Below are 20,904 nucleotides of genomic sequence, written 5' to 3'. Positions count from 1 at the left end.
ACAATAAGGAATTTTATTAGTGCAGCAGATAGCTAAAACTATCGTTCTGGTATACAACAACCTGCCCAAACCACACAAGATCATGCTTGGATCTTTAACGCTGGTCACTTTGGCTATCGCGATATGGCGGCCTGTTGTTTACCATGAACAAGAACGAACAGGTAGTATCATTCTCAGTACTTCTGATAGTATCCCAGAAGCAACAGATGATGTTGCTGGGGATACTGATGAACAGTTTCCCAATGAAGGTATTGAGGATGACGATGGCAGTTCTGCTGACACAACAGCAAATATCCCGCATCAATACGTTGTTTCCAGTGGTGATACCCTGAGTTCAATTTTAACTCAGTTCGGCATTGATTCCTCCGATGTCGCTTTATTAGCAAACCGATATAAGATATTGCGTAACCTAGGTATTGGTCAGTCATTATCGTGGACGACTGACGATAATGGGAATTTAAAAACGCTGACATGGGATATATCACGACGTGAAACTCGCGTTTATACCCGCGAAGGGGATATTTTCAACGAAACGCAGGAATTCCAAAAGGGAGAATGGAAAAACAGTGTCATTACAGGTACAGTCGATGGCAGTTTTAATAGCAGTGCCTTGATTGCTGGATTAACAAGCAGTGAAGCCAGAGAAGTGACAAAAGCGTTGCAATGGCAGATAGATTTCCGCAAATTGCGTAAAGGCGATCGTTTTTCTGTACTGATGTCCCGTGAAATGCTTGATGGAAAAAGTGAACAGAGCCAATTGCTAGGTGTTCGCTTACAGAGTGGTGGTGACGATTATTATGCCTTCCGTGCCGATGACGGTCGTTTCTATGACAGTAATGCTTCCGGTCTGGAACGTGGCTTTCTGCGTTTTCCTACAACTAAACAATTTAGGGTATCCTCTTCTTTCAATCCCCATCGTTTAAATCCGGTAACAGGCAGGATCACATCACATAAAGGGGTTGATTTTGCTATGCCGGTAGGAACCCCGGTTATGGCAGTCGGTGATGGTGAAGTTGTTGTAGCCAAGTTTGATGGTGCAGCAGGTAATTTCATCGCCATTCGGCATGGTCGCCAATATACAACACGATACATGCACTTGAGGAAAATTTTGGTAAAACCAGGCCAAAAAGTGAAACGAGGTGAACGTATTGCGCTATCAGGAAGTACCGGGCGTTCAACAGGACCACATCTGCATTTTGAATTCTGGGATAATCAGCGGCCGGTGAATCCGCTTACGGCAAAATTACCGCGCTCTGGTGGGCTGAGTGGCAAAGAGCGTGCGGAATATACGGCAATGGTTAAGGAGATTAAGCCCCAATTGTTGCTGGATTAAGTGCACCAACTTTTGATTATTGACAGATATAAAAGCGGATGATTACTATCATCCGCTTTTATATTATTTTTTGTTGTAAACTTGAGCCTTAAAATCAAGTGTTGAAATTATCAGAGTTAGCTCATGAATAAAGAAAAAGATACAGATAGTAAGTTGGGGTATGTCCCTCGGTTTCATCGAGCTTATTTACATCCCCGTTATTGGGGGCTTTGGGCTGGCGTGGGAATATTGGCAGGATTATCGTATGTCCCTGTAAAATGGCGTGATCCATTGTTAGCCAGGATTGGAGTTTGGGCGGGCAGGAAAGCGAAAAGTGCTCGTCGCAGGGCGAAAATCAATTTAATTTACTGTTTGCCTGAATTAACAGAACAACAGCGCGAAGAGTTGATTGATCGCATGTTTGCTACCGCCCCCCAATCATTTGTGATGTTGGCGGAACTCTGCCTTAGGGGTGAAAAAGCGACACTTGAACGTACCCAATGGCATGGCGAAGAGATCATTCAATCCTTAAAAGCCCAAGGCAAGAATGTGATTTTTATGGTTCCACATGGTTGGTCTGTTGATATCCCGGCTATGTTATTGATTGCACGTGGACAGAAAATATCGGGCATGTTTCACCATCAAAGTAACCCTGTAGCGGATTACTTATGGAATAAAGCGCGTAATCACTTTGGTGGACGTTTACATTCCCGTGATGCAGGCATTAAACCCTTTATTTCTTCAGTGCGTGAAGGCTTTTGGGGCTATTATTTGCCTGATCAGGATCATGGTGAAGAACATAGCGAATTTGTCGATTTTTTTGCCACTTATAAGGCGACATTACCTGCGCTTGGGCGTTTAATGAAAGTTTGTCGCGCAACCGTTGTTCCTTTATTTCCGGTTTATAATTACCAGACCCATCAGTTAGATATTTATATCCGTCCACCAATGGATGATATTGCAGGGCAGGACGATGCCTATATTGCTCGCCGAATGAATGAGGAGTTGGAGGCATTGGTGGAGCCTAATCCTGAGCAATACACTTGGATCTTAAAATTGCTTAAGACGCGCAAAGAAGGGGACATTGAACCTTATAAAAGGGAAGATCTGTGATTGAAAGCATGATGGTAGTTGTTGGCTCCAGGCTATGACTTAACTTATTGGTAAAATAGGGCTGTGATAGTAACAGCCCTATATTCGGTATAATTATTCTACTTCAAGTACGCGACAGGTATTGGTGCTGCCAATAGTTCCCATCTGATCACCCTGGGTGACGAGTACCAAATCCCCAGAGATGAGATAACCTTTATCACGCAGGCGATTCACCGCTTCGTTTGCCGCCGCGATCCCATCTGTGTGCGAACTGCAATAAACGGGTGTCACTCCACGATAAAGGGCTGTACGGTTTAAGGTTGATTCATGGCGAGACATGGAGAAGATAGGCAGGCCTGAACTAATGCGGGACATCATGCGAGCTGTGCGGCCAGATTCAGTCATAGCAATAATTGCCTTGACGCCTTTTAGATGATTGGCGGCATACATGGTAGACATTGCAATCGCTTCTTCGATGCTATCAAATGTAATATCCAGGCGATGCTTAGAGACATTGACGCTTGGCATTTTTTCCGCCCCAATACACACTTGCGCCATAGCGGCAACGGTTTCCGCAGGGTATTGGCCTGCCGCTGTTTCGGCAGAGAGCATAACAGCATCAGTGCCATCCAGTACTGCATTGGCGACATCCATGACTTCAGCGCGTGTTGGCATAGGATTGGTGATCATGGATTCCATCATTTGCGTGGCAGTAATCACGACACGATTCAGTTGGCGAGCACGGCGGATCAATTTTTTCTGTACACCAACCAGTTCAGGATCACCGATCTCAACACCGAGATCACCACGAGCGACCATGACAACATCTGACGCCAGAATGATTTCATCGATAATTTCGTCACTGCTGACGGCTTCTGCTCGCTCAACTTTTGCGACAATTTGGGTTTCACAGCCGGCATCCCGTGCGAGACGGCGCGCATAATTCAAATCTTCACCTGAACGAGGGAAAGAAACCGCAAGATAATCAACACCAATGCTGGCTGCTGTGATGATATCTTCCTTATCTTTTATCGTCAGTGCTTCGGCCGATAACCCGCCCCCTAGTTTATTGATGCCTTTATTGTTGGAAAGAGGGCCACCTACAGTCACCTGCGTAAAAACTTTCATACCCTGAACATCCAGGATTTTTAATTGAACGCGACCATCGTCCAATAGCAGTATGTCACCCGCCGTTACATCAGAGGGTAACCCTTTATAGTCAATACCGACTTTTTCTTTATTTCCCTCTCCCTTACCCAGATTGGCATCCAACAAGAATTTATCCCCAACATTCAGGAAAATTTTGCCTTCCTTAAATGTGGATATGCGTATTTTAGGCCCTTGAAGATCACCGAGGACAGCAACGTGACAACCTAAACGGGCAGCAATTTCGCGCACTTTGTTAGCACGTTGAATGTGATCTTCCGCTGTGCCGTGGGAGAAATTAAGGCGGACGACGTTGGCTCCCGCTTTGATAATTTTTTCCAGATTGTTGTCACGATCTGTAGCCGGGCCAAGTGTAGTGACGATTTTTGTTCTTCTGAGCCGTCTGGACATGTATTACTCCGTTGACCTGTGATATACCCTTTGTTTTTCAGGTTGCAGCGTCGTTGGGCTATAACTCGAAACCCATTGGGTATATGAGTTTTCGGTTACCGTAGGATAACCTTTAAATTTATTGAACATTAACTCCATACTGCAAATAGGCAGATGAGGAGAAGTCTACCTATGCTATCAGTCTGGAGAGTTGATAAATAGTGAACAAAAACACAGTCTATTTTCTGGTTTATTCATGCTTATCAAACCGTGAATTGCGCAATGCTTCTTTGACCCTCTTCAAATTATCCCTGAATTTTGAGCCTCGGCGCAGTGTAAAGCCCGTTGCCAGCACATCAATAATGGTTAATTGAGCAATCCTTGAAACCATAGGCATATAAATATCTGTATCTTCAGGCACATCCAGCAGAATGGGGAGAGTAGCTTCGTGTGCCAATGGGGAACCTGTTGAAGTGATGGCGATGACTGTTGCATCGTTCTCGCGAGCCAGTTTGGCAATTTCTACGAGGCTTTTTGTTCTTCCGGTATGGGAGATAAGCACAACAACATCACCTTCGCTACTGTTAATGCAGCTCATTCGTTGCATCACAATATCGTCAAAATAGGTCACTGGAATATTGAAGCGAAAAAATTTGTTCATGGCATCATGGGCTACAGCGGCTGACGCCCCCAAACCGAAAAAAGAGAGCTTCCTGGCCTGTGTCAGAAGGTCAACTGCGCGGTTAATTGCCGCAATATCCAGATTATTTTTGACCGTTTCCAGATTTGCCATGACGGATTCGAAAATTTTATTTGTATAGGAGGTGACGCTGTCACTTTCTTCCACATTGCGGTTCACATAAGGTGTACCATTGGCGAGGCTCTGTGCCAGATGCAATTTAAAGTCAGGAAATCCTTTGGTATTAAGGCGACGGCAGAAGCGATTAACCGTCGGTTCACTCACATTCGCCATTTTAGCCAGAGTGGCAATGCTTGAATGGATGGCCGTTTGTGGTGAAGCAAGGATGACCTGAGCAACCTTTTTCTCTGACTTACTCAAAACATCAAGACTATTTTGGAGCCGTTCCAGTGTGTTCATAAAACGAAGTTTAACCTCGGTTTTAACGATTTCATTAACAGGAGAAATCTATGTCATTTTCATGAAAATATACTACTTGTTATTGAAAGCTGGCAGTGGCAATAACCGGATAACGTGGGATTTTTCATGAAAGTATGACAAGTGTCTAACTTTCAACTTGGTAAGATTACTTCTTAATCGTTGTAAATTTTCAGTTGATAGTCACCGTTTGGTATAAATTACAATCATATTGTTAGTGGATACAAAACTATCGTGGAGGTGAAAGCAGTAAACAGAAAATAGCAGAGTGGTTGTTTAATAGACTGTGCCAAATAGATTTCATCTTGTCACTAACCCAATCGCAACGTGAAATACGAAGAATGACATGAATAATCAGTGTTTACTGTATATAACCAAAAGAGTACATTACCCACAGGTTCTGTAAAAAAATTACAATATCCCGTAATTGAGGAGATGCAACATGGCGGTGACGTCTACAGCTCAGGCTTGTAATTTGGTAATTTTTGGGGCGAAAGGAGACTTAGCACGCCGGAAATTAATGCCTTCCCTTTACCAGTTGGAAAAAGCGGGGTATATCCATCCTGATACCCGAATTATTGGCGTTGGCCGAGCTGACTGGGATAAAAAAGCCTATACCAAAGTCGTTGAAGAAGCGCTGGTTACGTTTATGTCCGAGAAACCAGATTCAGAATTGTGGAAAAAGCTCAGTTCACGTCTGGAATTTTGTAATTTGGACGTCAATGAAACAGAGCATTTTACCGAATTGGCAAAAAGACTTAATAAGAATGAGTTGCCTGCTATTCACTATTTTGCCATGCCGCCAAGTACGTTTGGAGCAGTCTGTCATGGGTTAGGGGCTGCGGGGCTGAATACGGAACCCAATCGTGTCGTGATGGAAAAACCACTGGGAACAGATCTTGCTTCTTCCAAAGCGATCAATGATGAAGTTGCAAAATATTTCAATGAGAGCCAAATTTATCGCATTGACCATTATCTGGGGAAAGAAACGGTATTAAACTTGTTGGCGCTGCGTTTTGCCAACTCACTGTTTGTCAATAATTGGGATCATCACACGATTGACCATGTACAAATTACCGTTGCCGAGGAAGTGGGTATCGAAGGGCGTTGGGGCTATTTCGATCAGGCAGGGCAGATGCGTGACATGATCCAGAATCATCTTCTGCAAATTCTGACTATGATTGCCATGTCTCCACCCGCCGATTTGACCGCCGATCGTATTCGCGATGAGAAAGTGAAAGTGTTGCGTTCATTACGCCGGATTGATCAGACCAACGTCAGGGAAAAAACAGTTCGCGGACAATATACCGCGGGTTTTGTGCATGGTCAGAAAGTGCCTGGTTATCTGGAAGAAGAGGGCGCAAATAAAGCCAGTAAAACAGAAACCTTTGTGTCGATACGGGTCGATATTGATGATTGGCGCTGGTCTGGTGTACCTTTCTACCTGAGAACCGGAAAACGTCTACCGGCTAAGTGTTCTGAAGTTGTTGTCTACTTCAAAGAGCCTCCCCTGAATCTGTTTGCTGAATCTTACCAGCAATTGCCGCAAAACAAATTGACGATCCGTTTACAGCCAGATGAAGGCATTGATATTGAAGTGCTAAATAAAGCACCGGGACTGGAACATAAACATCGTTTGCAAACGACCAAACTGGATCTGAGTTTCTCCGAAACATTTAACCAGACGCACCTTGCTGATGCTTATGAAAGATTATTGCTGGAAGCGATGCGCGGCATTCAGGCGCTGTTTGTCCGTCGTGATGAAGTCGAAGAAGCATGGAAGTGGGTGGATTCCATTATGGATGCATGGGCGGCAGATAATGAACCCCCGAAACCTTATCAGGCAGGCACCTGGGGACCCGTGGCTTCTATCGCGATGATTACGCGCGATGGTCGCTCATGGAATGAGTTTGAATAGCCTGCGTGTTGTTAGTTTGCACAAAAATATGCATTAATAAAATCCCCGACGGGGATTTTATTAAATATATAGCCTTTCATCGTAGTGGGACACTCAAATTCAGTACAGCCCTTACTCCTCGCGACGCGAGGAGTAAGGGAGCTTCCTGCAATTTTTAATCTAACGAATTTTTTACTCCACCTCTGACTCAAAGTGAGGTTTGACTAACCCAATAAAAACTATTGCTTTTTATTTTTGGTTGTGGTAGAAATGTGACATTAATGCACAAATATGAGGGTTCGTAGTATATCACGCGTAGTTAGACCGCTTGTCAGGGGGTTGTCGTGTGATGAAAGAATAAAAATATCATGAATAGCGCCAAAAGCGTCAACATTCAACATAGTAACAAAATTCAACGTTGTACCCATGTCTTTTTCCTCTCAACTATCTTATCCAGTGAGCACTACTGGTGCGGCGCCCTTTAGGGCCTTCTCCTGATAACCGGTTCTTCACCGGCAATTCTTATTTGCCAAAATATTTCGCTAAAAAGTCAGTTTGGTTTTGATATTGCGTAATGATATTTGCGGCTGATCTGTTGGTATTTATAGCTTGATATCTTGGCATGCTTATCAGTGTGTTCAGGAGAAAAAAATGATTTATTGGGTGTTTCTTGTACTGGCGATTATGACAGAAGTGATTGGTACTCTGTCAATGAAACAAGCCAACGTTTCGGGTGATGTCACAGGTATGATCGTGATGTACACCATGATCACAACTTCTTATATCTTGCTGGCACTTGCTGTGAAAAAAGTGGCATTGGGCGTGGCTTATGCGCTTTGGGAAGGTATTGGGATCTTGGTCATTACCACTTTTAGTGTCGTGTGGTTCAATGAGTCACTGTCATTGATGAAAATTGGTGGTTTGACATTGTTGATAGCTGGCATTGCCTTGATAAAAATGGGAGTGAAAAAAAACCAGAGCAACGCTTCAAACAATACTTCCAGGAATCATCCATCAAGGGCATTAAGCGGTACTTTGAGCAAGCAAATCAAGGAGGCATGATATGCTAAATCACTTTGAATGGTGGCATGGTGCATTCCTGGTTTTGGCGGTTGTTTTGGAAATTGTGGCAAATATTTTATTAAAATTATCCAATGGCTTTCAGCGTTTTTGGATGGGTATTTTATCTCTGCTTGCTGTTTTGGGGGCATTCAGTGCATTGGCTCAGGCAGTGAAGGGAATTGAGCTTTCCATTGCTTATGCTCTATGGGGAGCATTCGGCATTATTGCCACCATGGCCGCCGGATGGATAATGTTTAACCAACGACTGAATTTTAAGGGATGGAGTGGAATTGTGCTGCTGTTGATTGGCATGATTATGATTAAGATGGCTTAATTTTTACGCTCCATACCTTAAATTCATTTCTAAAGATGGCATTGAACGGGCAATCACTCTTTCAATGCCATATTTGTTTTTGATAAGTGCAGATTATAAAGCAGCGATAATTTTGATTTCTACTTTATACTTTGGGTTCATCAACGCCGCTTGAACCGTACAACGGACTGGGGCACTCCCGGCAACAACCCATGCGTCCCAGGCGGCATTCATGCCTGCAAAATCAGCCTTGTCTGCCAGAAAAATCGTAGCATCCAGGATCTTGCTTTTATCTGAACCAAGACGATGCAACAGGGTATCAATGGCTGCCAGCGTATCGGCGGTTTGCTCTGTAATATCACCGTCCAGTTGTTCTGGTACGCTGGTATAATAGATAGTGTCATTGTGAACGACCGCTTCTGACCAACGGGTATCTGGATCAATGCGTTTAATAGTCATTAAATTTCCTGTTAATTTATACAGTTTCTTGTTGAATTTGGGTAGTTATTACAACTCAGTATTGGCATAATTCTGCCACATTTTATTGAAAGAGACAGGCTGTGTCAGACGATTTTGCGAAAAATGGCATACTTGCCAAAGCCATACCGGGTTTCAAACCACGCGATGCTCAGCGGGAAATGTCTTCGGCTATTACCATTGCAATTAAAAAACAGCAACAATTGGTCGTAGAAGCAGGAACGGGAACCGGTAAAACATTTGCTTATTTGGTGCCTGCTTTGCGCTCCGGTAAAAAAGTGGTCATTTCTACTGGCTCCAAGGCGTTGCAGGATCAGCTCTTCAATCGTGATCTTCCTACCATTATTGATGCGTTAGGCTTTACAGGCAATCTGGCGCTATTAAAAGGGCGCGCGAATTATTTATGCCTTGAGCGCCTTGAACAACAGTCAATTGGCAACTCCCAACTGGAAGCTGAAATATTGGCGGAAGTTATCAAATTGAAGCATTGGTCAGGCCACACAGAAGATGGTGATACCAGCAACTGCCATCAGGTGGCGGAAGACAGCTCGGTTTGGCCGTTAGTCACGAGTACCAATGACAATTGCCTTGGCAGTGATTGCCCACGCTATCAGGAATGTTTTGTCCTGAAAGCTCGCCGAAAAGCGATGGAAGCGGATGTGGTGATTGTTAACCATCACCTGTTTATGGCAGATAGGGTGGTTAAAGATACCGGATTTGGTGAATTAATCCCGCAGGCCGATGTCGTGATTTTCGATGAGGCTCACCAGATCCCCGATATTGCCAGTCAATATTTCGGCCAGCAGCTAAGTAGCCGCCAATTGATGGATTTATCGCGTGATATCATCATGGCTTACCGCACTGAAGTACGGGATCAAGCACAATTGCAAAAAAGTGCCGATCGTCTCAGCCAGAGTGCGCAAGATTTTCGTTTGTCATTGGGTGAGAACAGCTATCGGGGCAATCTTCGTGAGGCCTTACAGCAGCAGCAAGTTCAGCGGGCATTGGTGCGGTTGGATGATGCCCTTGAACTTTGTTATGACGTGATGAAGCTCTCTTTGGGGCGCTCAGCTATGCTGGATGCGGCTTTTGAACGGGCAACAATTTACCGTAATCGCCTTAAGCGGTTGATTGATGTCAATATACCTAATTACAGTTATTGGTTCGAAAGTTATGGACGGCATTTTTTGCTGGCACTGACACCATTATCAGTCTCCGATAAGTTCAGTGAGATGATCCGTGAACAATCGGGTTGCTGGATTTTCACATCGGCAACGTTGTCGGTCAATGAACAACTCAGCCATTTCACTGAGCGTTTAGGGCTAAAACAAGCCCAAACGTTACTGCTGCCCAGCCCATTTGATTACCAGCGCCAAATGTTGTTATGTGTTCCGCGCCATTTGCCATCACCTAACCAAAATGGCGGAGCCAAATGGCTGGCCAGGATGTTGAAACCATTAATTGACAGCAATAAAGGACGTTGTTTTTTCCTTTGTACTTCTCACCAAATGATGCGCAATTTGGCAGAAGAGTTCCGTGCCAGTATGACATTGCCGGTATTAGTGCAGGGCGAAACGAGCAAGACACAACTGCTGGCACAATTTATCTCTGCGGGTAATGCATTGCTGGTGGCGACAGGCAGTTTTTGGGAAGGGGTCGATGTCCGTGGCGATGCATTGTCCTGTGTTATTATTGATAAATTACCGTTTACGGCGCCGGATGATCCCTTGCTTAAGGCTCGTATTGAAGATTGCCAGCTTAAGGGTGGGGATGCTTTCAATGAAGTCCAACTTCCCGATGCCGTAATTGACTTGAAGCAAGGGGTTGGACGGCTGATCCGTGATATTGACGATTATGGCGTTGTCGTCATTTGTGATAATCGATTGGTGATGCGTCCATACGGTGAAGTTTTTCTCAATAGCCTGCCTCCCGCTTCCCGTACCCGTGATTTATCAAAAGCAATTGCGTTTCTGAAATCACGCCCATCGCGGTCTGGATAAAATTGTCAGGGCGATGGCGTTGGGGCTATGGTAGTATAGCCCCTTGTTTTTGGAACCTATATCTTGCCGGAGTTAAGGCATGTCCACGCGAATTTTAGCTATTGATACTGCAACTGAAGCCTGTTCTGTTGCACTTTGGAATGAAGGTGCTGTTGAAGCACAGTTTGAAATTTCCCCACGAGAACATACCCAGCGTATTTTACCGATGGTTCAAGAAATATTATCGAGAGGTGGTATAAACTTGCAACAATTGGATGCGTTAGCGTTTGGGCGTGGGCCAGGGAGTTTTACCGGTGTACGGATTGGCGTTGGTATCGCCCAAGGGCTGGCATTAGGTGCTGAATTACCGATGATTGGGGTTTCTTCCCTGAAAACGATGGCACAAGGGGCTTTTCGTCTAAAAGGCGCAACAAACGTTTTGGTTGCCATTGATGCACGGATGGGGGAAGTCTACTGGGGACAATACACCCGTCATTCTCAAGGTGAATGGCAAGGTGATGAAACGGAAGCGGTTTTGAAACCGGAACAGGTGCAAGAAAGGATGGCATCCTTGTCCGGCGAGTGGATGATTGCCGGAACCGGATGGGAAACTTATCCCCAATTATCGAATAGCCATTTAACGCTGACAGCAAGCGATATTATTTTGCCCCACGCAGAAGATATGTTGCCGTTGGCCATTCAGATGTGGGAAGCAGGGGAAGCGACAGCGGTTGAACAGGCTGAACCTGTTTACTTACGTAATGAAGTGACATGGAAAAAATTGCCGGGCCGTTAAAGTGCTTCTGCCGAGGCAATAAAATTCATGCAACTTGTGGCAGAAAGCGGTGTCCATCAGTATAAAGGGCCAGAGTATGGCTAACCAGATTTAAGTTAGCTTAATAAGACTTTTCTGTATTGGAGGATTTATGCTCAATGGAACATACTATCGAAGCGCATTGCAAGTGGTGGTACTGTTGGGAACTTTAGTACTTGCAGGCTGTGTCTCCGTTCCTGATGTTATTAAAGGTACGACCAAAACGCCGGTGGAGGATCTGTTTTCTGTCAAAAATATACCCGAATTATACATTGGGCATGAAGGGCGATTTGGCGGGAAAGTCCTTAGTGTTTTAAATGAAAAAGATCATACCCGGCTAGAAATATCTGCCATGCCACTGGCAAGTAATGCTGCCCCACGTTTGGATACACCTTCTCTGGGACGCGTGTATGCTTATGTCAATACTTTTTTGGAACCCAGTGATTTTAAAAATCACTATGTAACAGTCGTAGGCTTGATTACTGGCCTTGAAAAAGGAAAGGTAGGCAATAGCCCGTATGAGTATGTGGTGATGAACGCCACGGGGGTGAAGCGTTGGCATGAATCGCAGAGAATGATCTTCCCTTCTGGTGTAGGGGGTGATCCATGGAACTATTATGGCAATCCTTACGACCCATTTTGGGACGGCTATTCTCCACTCCAGCCTGCTTCAGTTGAAAAAGTGTTGACTGAATAAATTTTTTGCTGAATTCAAGGGTATCGGGTGGCAGGCATTAAACTTGCCACTGAGGATATTCAGGATTATTCCGCATGTCAGTTATCCCGGATATAAAAAAGACAATTTTCCGCGCGTGAGTGATATTAACCCTTGGTGATTATCCTTTATTGGAAAATCCTGATTATAACCATTTAGAATAATGATAGAACTTTAAACCAAAAATTAGCAACTTGATGTATAATCAGCAAATTATAAATCAAATTAATAATAGTTTAACTAATTTATTGATAAATAACAAAAAACAACCAGGCGGCAAAAGCTGCCTTATTTTTTTGCAGTAGTTGATAATATTAAATTAGTGATGTGCATCGCCAACCTGAACATTGTCGCTTTTCAAACTGGTACGCTGAGTTAATAATTTGTTAAATATACAGTCCTGGTTTGTTTTATGGTCAGTGGTTACATCGCAATTAGATTTCAGGAGTATTCAACTTGGAAAAAGTTTGGCTAAAACATTATCCGGCAGATGTTCCAGCAGAAATCGATCCCGATCGTTATTCATCGTTGATTGAGATGTTTGAAAATGCTGTAACACGTTACGCCGATCAAATCGCATTTATCAATATGGGCGAGGTAATGACTTTCCGTAAATTGGAAGAGCGTAGTCGTGCCTTTGCTGCCTATTTACAGAATGGGTTAGGGCTGAAAAAAGGGGATCGCGTGGCATTGATGATGCCAAATTTATTGCAATATCCCGTCGCACTATTTGGCATTTTGCGTGCAGGCATGATTGCTGTCAATGTGAACCCACTCTATACCCCGCGTGAATTGGAACACCAGCTTAATGATAGTGGGACTTCTGCTATTGTTATCGTTTCTAACTTCGCACATACCCTAGAAAAGATCGTCTTCAACACACAAGTCAAGCACGTTATTTTGACGCGCATGGGTGACCAGCTTTCCCGTCCCAAGGGAACTCTTGTTGATTTCGTCGTTAAATATGTCAAACGGCTAGTCCCTAAATATCACTTACCGGATGCCATTTCGTTTCGTAGCGCGATCCATGAAGGCTATCGCTTGCAGTATGTCAAACCGGACGTGAAAATCGAGGACTTGGCTTTTCTGCAATATACGGGGGGAACGACAGGGGTAGCGAAAGGTGCAATGCTGACCCATCGTAACATGTTGGCAAATATCGAACAGGCCAGAGCCTGTTATTCTCCGTTATTGCAGCCAGGGCAAGAGATAGTGGTCACGGCATTGCCGTTGTACCATATTTTTGCCCTGACGATAAATTGCCTGTTCTTTATTGAGTTAGGTGGGCAGAATCTATTGATCACTAACCCTCGCGACGTTAACGGCACGGTCAAGGAACTCTCTCGTTATCGTTTTACTGCGTTATCGGGGGTTAACACGTTATTCAATGCCTGGCTGAATAATCCCGAATTCCAGAAACTGAATTTCTCTTCGTTGCGTTTATCTGTTGGCGGTGGCATGGCCGTACAAAAAGTGGTCGCTGAGAAATGGCAAGACCTGACAGGCCGTCATTTATTGGAAGGCTATGGACTGACGGAATGTTCGCCTCTGGTTTCCGCTAATCCGCATAACTTGACCTATTACAGTGGCAGTATTGGTTTCCCCGTAGCTTCAACAGAAATCAAACTGGTAGGAAGTGATGGCAATGAAGTGCCATATGGAGAAGTGGGGGAAATGTGGGTGCGTGGGCCACAAGTAATGAAAGGTTACTGGGATCGTCCTGATGCGACGGATGAGGTATTGAAAGACGGCTGGTTGGCAACCGGGGATATTGCCAGCGTAGATGAAAAAGGGTTTTTCCGCATTGTTGATCGGAAAAAAGACATGATCCTGGTTTCTGGATTTAATGTTTATCCAAATGAGGTAGAAGATGTTGTTTCTTCCCATCCTAAAGTGTTAGAGTCGGCAGCGGTGGGCGTTCCGAGTGAAAGCTCAGGAGAGATTGTCAAAATGTTTGTGGTACGTAAAGACCCCAGCTTGACTGAAGATGAACTTAAAACGCATTGCCGTCGTTACCTGACAGGGTATAAGGTGCCAAAGCTCATTGAATTTCGCGATGAGTTACCCAAATCCAATGTAGGTAAAATTCTTCGCAGAGAACTGCGCAATGAAGAATTGGCAAAAATAGATAATGCTGCTAAAAATTGAGTCTATTTATTGCTATACCCTATTGCACATTGATAGCGCCGGTTTTTACCGGCGTTGTTGTGTACGCCTTATGAATGGCTAAGAGAATGATATTTTGTTTCAGTTGATTACTACCGATGCTCAATTGCAGTCAACCTGTGAGCGGGCGAAAAAACACGCAAGAATTGCACTCGATACTGAATTTGTACGTACACGGACGTATTACCCCCAATTAGGTTTGATACAACTGTTTGATAGCGAACAACTTTCTTTGATTGATCCCCTCGAAATTTCGCAATGGCAACCTCTTAGGGAACTGTTGACTGATCCGAATGTATTAAAATTTATCCATGCGGGCAGTGAAGATTTGGAAGTTTTTGGTAATAGTTTCCAGTGTTTGCCAGAACCTATGATTGATACCCAGGTATTGGCCGCATTTATTGGTCATCCCATGTCATGCGGTTTTGCGACATTGGTTGCTGAGTATTTGCATACCGAATTAGATAAAAGTGAATCCCGCACTGATTGGCTGGCTCGGCCATTGAGCGAAAAGCAATGTCAATATGCTGCGGCAGATGTTTATTATCTATTACCGCTGGCCGATATTCTGATGGAAAAAACAGAGCAGGCGGGATATTTAGAGGCGGCAAAAGATGAAAGTATTCTGATAGCCCAGCGCCGTAAAGAAGTATTGATGCCGGAATATGCTTATAAAGATATTGGTAATGCATGGCAACTGCGCCCAAGGCAATTGGCCTGTTTGAAAAAACTGGCGGCATGGCGCTTAAATCAGGCTCGTGAGCGTGATCTGGCGATCAATTTTGTGATCCGCGAAGAAAATTTATGGCAGGTTGCCCGCTATATGCCAACTTCTTTGGCCGAATTGGATGCCCTGGGATTGAGCGGGCAAGAAATTCGTTGTCATGGTCGTCGGTTGTTGGCAATGGTTGCGGAGTGCAGGGATATTCCAACAGAAGAATGTCCGCCTCAAATTGTGAATTTTGTTGATTACCCTGATTATCGCCAGGCGTTCAAGGAAATTAAATCCTTGGTCACTCAGGTGGGGGAATCTCATCATTTCAGTGCCGAGCTGCTGGCTTCTCGCCGCCAAATTAATCAATTACTTTGTTGGCATTGGAAATTGAAATCACCGGAGCATCAACCTGAATTAATTCGGGGCTGGCGCGGCAAGTTACTGGCAGAACCTATTGCTAAGATATTGGCAAACTATGCGGAATAATAGCGTTAGTTTCAATAATAACCCCTGTTTTATTTAACGGATATAATATCGAAGAAAGGTAATCTTAATTCCCTGCCTGTATACCAGACAGGGAAAATCACCGCCTTAAATTAACTAGCCTCATTTGTGGCGGTTATTTTGGCGATTCCTCAACCTCTGGTAAGGTTACATTAAGTTCTAGCACAGAGATGTCATCATTTTTTTGCTCAAACTGCACAGAAAGCATATCGGGATCAATCTGTACATATTTACAAATTACAGCCAGAATATCCCGCTTCATCTCGGGCAAATAGGCAGGCTCAGAGTCACCACGGCGCCGTTCTGCCACGATGATTTGCAGCCGCTCCTTGGCGATATTGGCCGTCGGTTTTTTTCTCGACAGGAAGAAATCTAACAAAGCCATGTGTTACCCCCCAAACAGGCGTTTTAAAAAGCCCTTTTTTTCTTCTTCGATAAAACGGAAAGGCCGTTCTTCACCAAGTAAACGTAAAACAGTATCTTCATATGCTTTACCCGCGTCAGAATCTTTGTCCAAAATGACGGGTTCCCCCTGGTTAGATGAGCGGAGAACAGACTGATCTTCTGGAATGACACCCAGCAAAGGAATGCACAGAATTTCCAGGACATCTTCCATACTCAGCATATCGCCGCGGTTCACACGCCCTGGATTATAGCGTGTCAGTAGAAGATGTTCTTTGATGGGTTCTTTACCTTGTTCTGCACGGCGTGATTTGGATGCCAAGATACCTAAAATACGGTCAGAGTCACGAACAGAAGAAACTTCTGGGTTTGTCGTAATAATGGCTTCATCGGCAAAGTAGAGTGCCATCAATGCACCACTTTCAATACCAGCGGGAGAATCACAGACAATGAATTCAAATCCCTGTTGATCCAATTCACCCAGAATTTTTTCAACACCATCCCGCGTAAGGGCTTCTTTATCACGGGTCTGAGAAGCGGGTAGAATGTGCAGATTCTCTGTACGCTTATCTTTGATAAGGGCTTGATTCAAGCTGGCATCACCTTGAATGACATTCACGAAGTCAAAAACTACACGGCGCTCACAGCCCATAATGAGGTCGAGGTTCCGCAAACCGATATCAAAATCGATAACGACGGTTTTTTTTCCTCTTTGGGCGAGACCGGTAGCAATGGCCGCGCTTGAAGTGGTTTTGCCAACGCCACCTTTACCAGATGTAACAACAATAATGCGTGCCATGAAGCGATTCCTTGTTATAAGGGCTAGACTAAGGTTTCAATAGTTAATTCATTATTCACCAGACGTAATTTTGCTGCCTTGCCAACAAAATTGTCTGGAATTTTTTCGCTGAGCCAATATTGACCTGCAATAGAGGTGAGCTCGGCGTTTAAATGGGTGCAGAAAATCTGGCTTTCTTGATCGCCAGATGCGCCTGCTAATACTCGTCCACGCAGCACACCATATATATGAATATTTCCATCAGCGATTAATTCTGCACCAGCGCTCACATTATTTGTCACAATAAGATCGCTGTTTGGTGCATAAATTCTTTGTCCTGAACGAACAGGTGTATTAATTATACGAGTTTTTTTGAAAATAGGTTCAGTCGGTTTATTTTCTTGGGTAAGAACTTTCTGACTTTTGCCTTCTTTCAATAAAGGAAGCTCAGATTTTAGAACAATTTTTCGTTGTTCCTCGTCTTGACAACCGCTGATGCCAACGATGCGCAATCCCACTGACTCAATAGCTCGGTGGAGTGCGAGAAGATCTGCATCAACAGGGAGAGCAGAGATATTGATAACAACGGGCGCATTTTTCAGGAATTCAGGCGCTTGCTCCATTTTATCCTGGATAGCTTTATGAATAACTTCCGGCTGATCATTATGCAAATGAACGACTGAAAGCGTAAAATTACTGCCTTTTAGCTCAATTGGCGACTGTGACATCGATATTTTGACTCAGCAAAGTTAAGGTTCTCAAAGTGGTTTACACAAACATTTTCCTGGAATAGCCTCTGGGAGGCGATATTCTTAAATATAATAAGCATGTTATAGTTAGTGAATTATTCAAGCAAGTCACAGCGTTAATTTAAAAGAGTTTATAACAATGATTTGTGTAATCTACAGAAGCCCAAAACGTGACCATACCTATCTGTATATTGAGCGAAGAGGTGATTTTTCGCGCGTTCCTGAAGCGCTGTTAAAAGCATTTGGTGAACCTCAATATGCAATGATGATTTCATTATCTGAAAGAAAAAAACTGGCTAATGCTGATATTGAAAAAGTAAAAGCTGCGTTGAGTGAGCAAGGTTTTTACCTGCAAGTACCACCACCAGTGGAAAGTCTGCTCAATGAACATCTGGCATCAAACAGACCATCCAGACAATAAAAATCGCTGGCAACGGCTTGATCCTAAATTGAGAAGGCGCTGATTTATGAAATTAATCACTGGGCTAACTTTGTTGACAACAACTCTGCTGGCAGGGTGCAGTACATCAAGTAGTAAGCAATTGTATAATCAATCCGTGTTATCTGAACGGTCCCAAACCGAAGTCAGGGCGCTGGAACATGATTTTCCATTGAACTCCCGTGAACCCGCTCAGTTTCCTGCTTATGTGGCTTTGCTGAAACACCAGGCCCGGAAGCAGGGGTTCAGTGAAAAAACGTTGGATCGGGCATTTGCCAATGTCCGTTTTATGCCGCGTATTATTAAAGCTGATCGTAACCAACCAGAAAAAAAAGTGACTCTGGATGATTACTTAAACCGTGTGTTGTCAATCAGGAAGATTGAACAGGGTGTCAAGGAGTATGAAGTTAATAAGCCGCAATTAGAAAGGATCAGCCGTAAATACGGTGTACCAAACGCTTACATTGTTGCTTTGTGGGGGCTAGAAAGTGGTTTTGGCAAGTTTCAGGGAAAAGAAGATGTCATTTCAGCATTATCCACGCTGGCCTTTGAAGGGCGCCGGGAAGTGCTTTTCATAAAACAGTTATTGGCCGCATTGGAAATAATGGAAAATCAATATATTGATGAAGATCAAACACTCAAAGGCTCTTGGGCGGGGGCAATGGGGCAAAATCAATTTATGCCAACTTCTTATTTAACCTATGGTGCTGATGGCGATGGGGATGGCAAAATCGATATTTGGCAGAATAAAGCAGATGTCTTTGCCTCAACCGCCAATTACTTGCATAAGGAAGGATGGCAACAGGGTTTGCCTTGGGGATATAGCATCTCGTTACCTGCGGGATTTGATGTTACATTGGAAGGCGTTAAACCCGAACAGGGAAAAACCATTGCCCAATGGCAGGCATTGGGGATTTCATCCCCGCATTTTGCTAACCTGCCGGCAAATACCAAGGGCTGGATAGTCATCCTTGATGACGCGGCACGACGGGCATTTTGGGTAACGCAAAATTTTCGTACTATTATGCACTGGAATCGTTCTTACTATTTTGCCCTGAGTGTTGGTATGATGGCAGACGGTATTATGCAACGTACTCATTTCCTCACTCGCTGAAAATCAGAGCTTGAAAACAAGATAAAGGAACAATTTTATGTACCAGCATCGGGATTGGCAGGGAGTCTTGTTGGATTTTCCTGCTAATAAAGTTGTTTGTGTCGGTAGTAATTACGCCAAGCATATGAAAGAGATGGGCTCCTGCTCCACGGAAGAGCCGGTGATCTTCATCAAACCTGAAACCGCGCTGTGTGATCTGTGCCAACCCATTTTTATCCCGCAGGAATTGGGTTCTGTGCACCATGAAATAGAATTGGCCGTCTTGGTGGGTTCGGCACTTAAGAGTGCCAATGAAGAGCGAGTTAGCCAGGCGATTGCGGGCTTTGCAGTTGCACTGGATTTGACATTACGTGATTTGCAGCGTGAATTTAAACAATCGGGGCAACCGTGGGAAAAAAGCAAGGCATTTGATAGGTCATGCCCGATATCGGGATTTATCCCGGTCAATACCTTTGGTGATCCACAAAATGCCCAACTGTCTTTGACAGTCAATGGTGAATTGCGCCAGAACGGCAATACGAGTGACATGCGCACACCTATCGTCCCGTTGATTAGCTATATGTCACGTTTTTTTACCTTGCGCCCAGGGGATATTATCTTGACGGGAACCCCTGAAGGTGTAGGGCCATTGCAATCTGGTGATGTACTAGACGTCGCTCTCAATGAGCACGTTTTGACAACCAGAGTGATTTAATAACGAGGAATGACAGAAATTATGTCCCAACCTTTCTGGCAGGTGAAAACCTTAGAACAAATGACAGACCAAGAGTGGGAAGCACTATGTGATGGCTGCGGCCAGTGTTGCCTGCATAAGTTGATGGATGAAGATACGGATGAAATTTATTTCACCAATGTTGCCTGTAATCAACTCAATATTAAATCCTGCCAGTGCAAGAACTATGCAGATCGTTTCAGATACGAGCCTGACTGTATCAAATTAACCCGTGAGAACATGAACACTTTTGAGTGGTTGCCTAAGACGTGTGCTTATCGTCTGATTGGCGAAGGGAAAAGGCTCCTTCCCTGGCATCCACTGGTTAGTGGCTCAAAATCGGCAATGCATGCAGAGCGTATTTCTGTCAGATATATCGCTGTGCGTGAAGCGGAAGTGGTGGATTGGGAAGACCATATTTTAAATAAACCAATGTAATTATTTTACTGTTTGATGTAAAAGGGATTTTATATCAAATGCATATAATGTCATTGGCAGAATTGCCATTAATATCGGTTTTTCTCCCGTTTTTCTGACTTTAAACAGTAAACAAAAACTGATAACTTGTCTGCCCGATAGTCAAAACAAGGAAAGAGAAATGGCAAGTTATTTGATTCGCGTAGAGCTTTATGGCACAGGTCCTGAGGGTTATGAAAAATTACATAAAAGGATGACGGCGAATCAATTTAGCCAATCTATCCGTTTCCCTAATGGAAAATGGCATCACCTGCCTGGCGGAACTTATATCGGTAATTCGTCGATGGAGTCCATTGAATTGGCGGAAAAAATCAAATCCATCGCCACGCCATTTTCAAACAAAGATCCTTCAATATTTGTCTGCACTTACAGTAACTGGAGTGCATCGTTATATCCCGAAAAACCGCATACTGAATCCGGCTACGGGGAATGATTTATACCAATCGCCATTGAAGATGCTTGATTTTTTATCCAAACCCGATCATGCTTACGACCATGAAAATTCATCTGACACCAGAACAAAAACGCGCCCTC

The 20,904-nt window shown here is 44.0% G+C and carries 21 protein-coding genes; 15 read left to right on the top strand and 6 right to left on the bottom strand.

Features of this window, described 5'->3' with window-relative positions; translation table 11 throughout:
* The first annotated feature begins 19 nt into the window (after positions 1 to 19).
* Complete coding sequence (gene mepM / locus Xkoz_RS09050; protein WP_099141849.1) at positions 20 to 1,333, top strand: murein DD-endopeptidase MepM; 1,314 nt, start codon at positions 20 to 22, stop codon at positions 1,331 to 1,333.
* Between the two features lie 123 nt (positions 1,334 to 1,456).
* Entirely contained in the window at positions 1,457 to 2,425 is a 969-nt protein-coding gene (gene lpxM, locus Xkoz_RS09045; protein ID WP_099141848.1) for a lauroyl-Kdo(2)-lipid IV(A) myristoyltransferase, read from the top strand.
* 93 nt (positions 2,426 to 2,518) lie between these two features.
* On the opposite strand, the gene pyk is transcribed toward lpxM, so the two are convergent.
* Together pyk and Xkoz_RS09035 are read right to left on the bottom strand one after the other, a co-directional pair.
* Entirely contained in the window at positions 2,519 to 3,961 is a 1,443-nt protein-coding gene (pyk, locus tag Xkoz_RS09040; RefSeq protein WP_099141847.1) for a pyruvate kinase, read from the bottom strand.
* Positions 3,962 to 4,190: 229 nt separating this feature from the next.
* Entirely contained in the window at positions 4,191 to 5,039 is an 849-nt protein-coding gene (locus tag Xkoz_RS09035) for a MurR/RpiR family transcriptional regulator (protein WP_099141846.1), read from the bottom strand.
* 460 nt (positions 5,040 to 5,499) lie between these two features.
* Between Xkoz_RS09035 and zwf the strand changes: the two genes are divergently transcribed.
* The 3 genes from zwf to mdtI all read left to right on the top strand — a co-directional run bounded on the left by zwf (position 5,500) and on the right by mdtI (position 8,350).
* The gene (gene zwf, locus Xkoz_RS09030) at positions 5,500 to 6,975 is read left to right on the top strand and encodes a glucose-6-phosphate dehydrogenase (RefSeq protein WP_099141845.1); all 1,476 of its coding nucleotides are present in this window, start codon (positions 5,500 to 5,502) and stop codon (positions 6,973 to 6,975) included.
* Between the two features lie 630 nt (positions 6,976 to 7,605).
* The gene (gene mdtJ / locus Xkoz_RS09025; RefSeq protein WP_099141844.1) at positions 7,606 to 8,016 is read left to right on the top strand and encodes a multidrug/spermidine efflux SMR transporter subunit MdtJ; all 411 of its coding nucleotides are present in this window, start codon (positions 7,606 to 7,608) and stop codon (positions 8,014 to 8,016) included.
* Between the two features lies 1 nt (position 8,017).
* A complete protein-coding gene (gene mdtI / locus Xkoz_RS09020; protein WP_099141843.1) occupies positions 8,018 to 8,350 on the top strand; it encodes a multidrug/spermidine efflux SMR transporter subunit MdtI in 333 nt (110 codons plus the stop codon).
* Positions 8,351 to 8,443: 93 nt separating this feature from the next.
* Here the strand turns inward: mdtI and Xkoz_RS09015 are convergent, their stop codons facing one another.
* The gene (locus Xkoz_RS09015; RefSeq protein ID WP_099141842.1) at positions 8,444 to 8,788 is read right to left on the bottom strand and encodes a RidA family protein; all 345 of its coding nucleotides are present in this window, start codon (positions 8,786 to 8,788) and stop codon (positions 8,444 to 8,446) included.
* A gap of 101 nt (positions 8,789 to 8,889) precedes the next feature.
* On the opposite strand from Xkoz_RS09015, the gene yoaA reads away from it, so the two are divergent.
* The 5 genes from yoaA to rnd all read left to right on the top strand — a co-directional run bounded on the left by yoaA (position 8,890) and on the right by rnd (position 15,681).
* Positions 8,890 to 10,806: a DNA repair helicase YoaA gene (yoaA, locus tag Xkoz_RS09010; RefSeq protein WP_099141841.1), complete on the top strand. Its 1,917-nt coding sequence runs from the start codon at positions 8,890 to 8,892 to the stop codon at positions 10,804 to 10,806.
* A 79-nt stretch (positions 10,807 to 10,885) separates the two neighbouring features.
* Positions 10,886 to 11,581, top strand: coding sequence for a tRNA (adenosine(37)-N6)-threonylcarbamoyltransferase complex dimerization subunit type 1 TsaB (gene tsaB / locus Xkoz_RS09005; RefSeq protein ID WP_099141840.1), 696 nt, complete (start codon positions 10,886 to 10,888; stop codon positions 11,579 to 11,581).
* Between the two features lie 130 nt (positions 11,582 to 11,711).
* A complete protein-coding gene (locus tag Xkoz_RS09000) occupies positions 11,712 to 12,296 on the top strand; it encodes a Slp family lipoprotein (RefSeq protein WP_099141839.1) in 585 nt (194 codons plus the stop codon).
* Positions 12,297 to 12,770: 474 nt separating this feature from the next.
* Positions 12,771 to 14,462: a long-chain-fatty-acid--CoA ligase FadD gene (gene fadD / locus Xkoz_RS08995; protein WP_099141838.1), complete on the top strand. Its 1,692-nt coding sequence runs from the start codon at positions 12,771 to 12,773 to the stop codon at positions 14,460 to 14,462.
* A 91-nt stretch (positions 14,463 to 14,553) separates the two neighbouring features.
* The gene (rnd, locus tag Xkoz_RS08990) at positions 14,554 to 15,681 is read left to right on the top strand and encodes a ribonuclease D (RefSeq protein WP_099141837.1); all 1,128 of its coding nucleotides are present in this window, start codon (positions 14,554 to 14,556) and stop codon (positions 15,679 to 15,681) included.
* Between the two features lie 133 nt (positions 15,682 to 15,814).
* Here rnd and minE read toward each other — a convergent pair whose 3' ends face one another.
* From minE to minC, 3 genes are read right to left on the bottom strand one after another with little or no spacing between them, the layout of a single operon-like run.
* The gene (gene minE / locus Xkoz_RS08985) at positions 15,815 to 16,084 is read right to left on the bottom strand and encodes a cell division topological specificity factor MinE (protein ID WP_045970705.1); all 270 of its coding nucleotides are present in this window, start codon (positions 16,082 to 16,084) and stop codon (positions 15,815 to 15,817) included.
* Between the two features lie 3 nt (positions 16,085 to 16,087).
* Positions 16,088 to 16,900 (bottom strand): septum site-determining protein MinD, encoded by an 813-nt coding sequence (minD, locus tag Xkoz_RS08980; RefSeq protein ID WP_099141836.1) that lies wholly within the window; start codon positions 16,898 to 16,900, stop codon positions 16,088 to 16,090.
* Positions 16,901 to 16,923: 23 nt separating this feature from the next.
* Positions 16,924 to 17,607, bottom strand: coding sequence for a septum site-determining protein MinC (gene minC / locus Xkoz_RS08975; protein ID WP_099141835.1), 684 nt, complete (start codon positions 17,605 to 17,607; stop codon positions 16,924 to 16,926).
* A gap of 160 nt (positions 17,608 to 17,767) precedes the next feature.
* Here minC and Xkoz_RS08970 point away from each other — a divergent pair, with 160 nt between their 5' ends.
* From Xkoz_RS08970 to ghoS, 5 genes are all read left to right on the top strand, one after another.
* A complete protein-coding gene (locus tag Xkoz_RS08970) occupies positions 17,768 to 18,049 on the top strand; it encodes a YcgL domain-containing protein (RefSeq protein WP_099141834.1) in 282 nt (93 codons plus the stop codon).
* A gap of 46 nt (positions 18,050 to 18,095) precedes the next feature.
* A complete protein-coding gene (locus Xkoz_RS08965; RefSeq protein WP_099141833.1) occupies positions 18,096 to 19,181 on the top strand; it encodes a lytic murein transglycosylase in 1,086 nt (361 codons plus the stop codon).
* A gap of 37 nt (positions 19,182 to 19,218) precedes the next feature.
* Positions 19,219 to 19,875, top strand: coding sequence for a fumarylacetoacetate hydrolase family protein (locus Xkoz_RS08960; RefSeq protein ID WP_099141832.1), 657 nt, complete (start codon positions 19,219 to 19,221; stop codon positions 19,873 to 19,875).
* Between the two features lie 18 nt (positions 19,876 to 19,893).
* Positions 19,894 to 20,331: a YcgN family cysteine cluster protein gene (locus Xkoz_RS08955; RefSeq protein WP_208615238.1), complete on the top strand. Its 438-nt coding sequence runs from the start codon at positions 19,894 to 19,896 to the stop codon at positions 20,329 to 20,331.
* Between the two features lie 160 nt (positions 20,332 to 20,491).
* Complete coding sequence (gene ghoS / locus Xkoz_RS08950; RefSeq protein WP_099141830.1) at positions 20,492 to 20,803, top strand: type V toxin-antitoxin system endoribonuclease antitoxin GhoS; 312 nt, start codon at positions 20,492 to 20,494, stop codon at positions 20,801 to 20,803.
* Positions 20,804 to 20,904: the final 101 nt, after the last annotated feature.

Source organism: Xenorhabdus kozodoii, from assembly GCF_002632875.1.
GTDB classification, from domain to species: domain Bacteria; phylum Pseudomonadota; class Gammaproteobacteria; order Enterobacterales; family Enterobacteriaceae; genus Xenorhabdus; species Xenorhabdus kozodoii.
The sequence above is the reverse complement of the archived record's forward strand: the minus strand, read 5'-3'. Positions and strand labels throughout refer to the sequence as shown.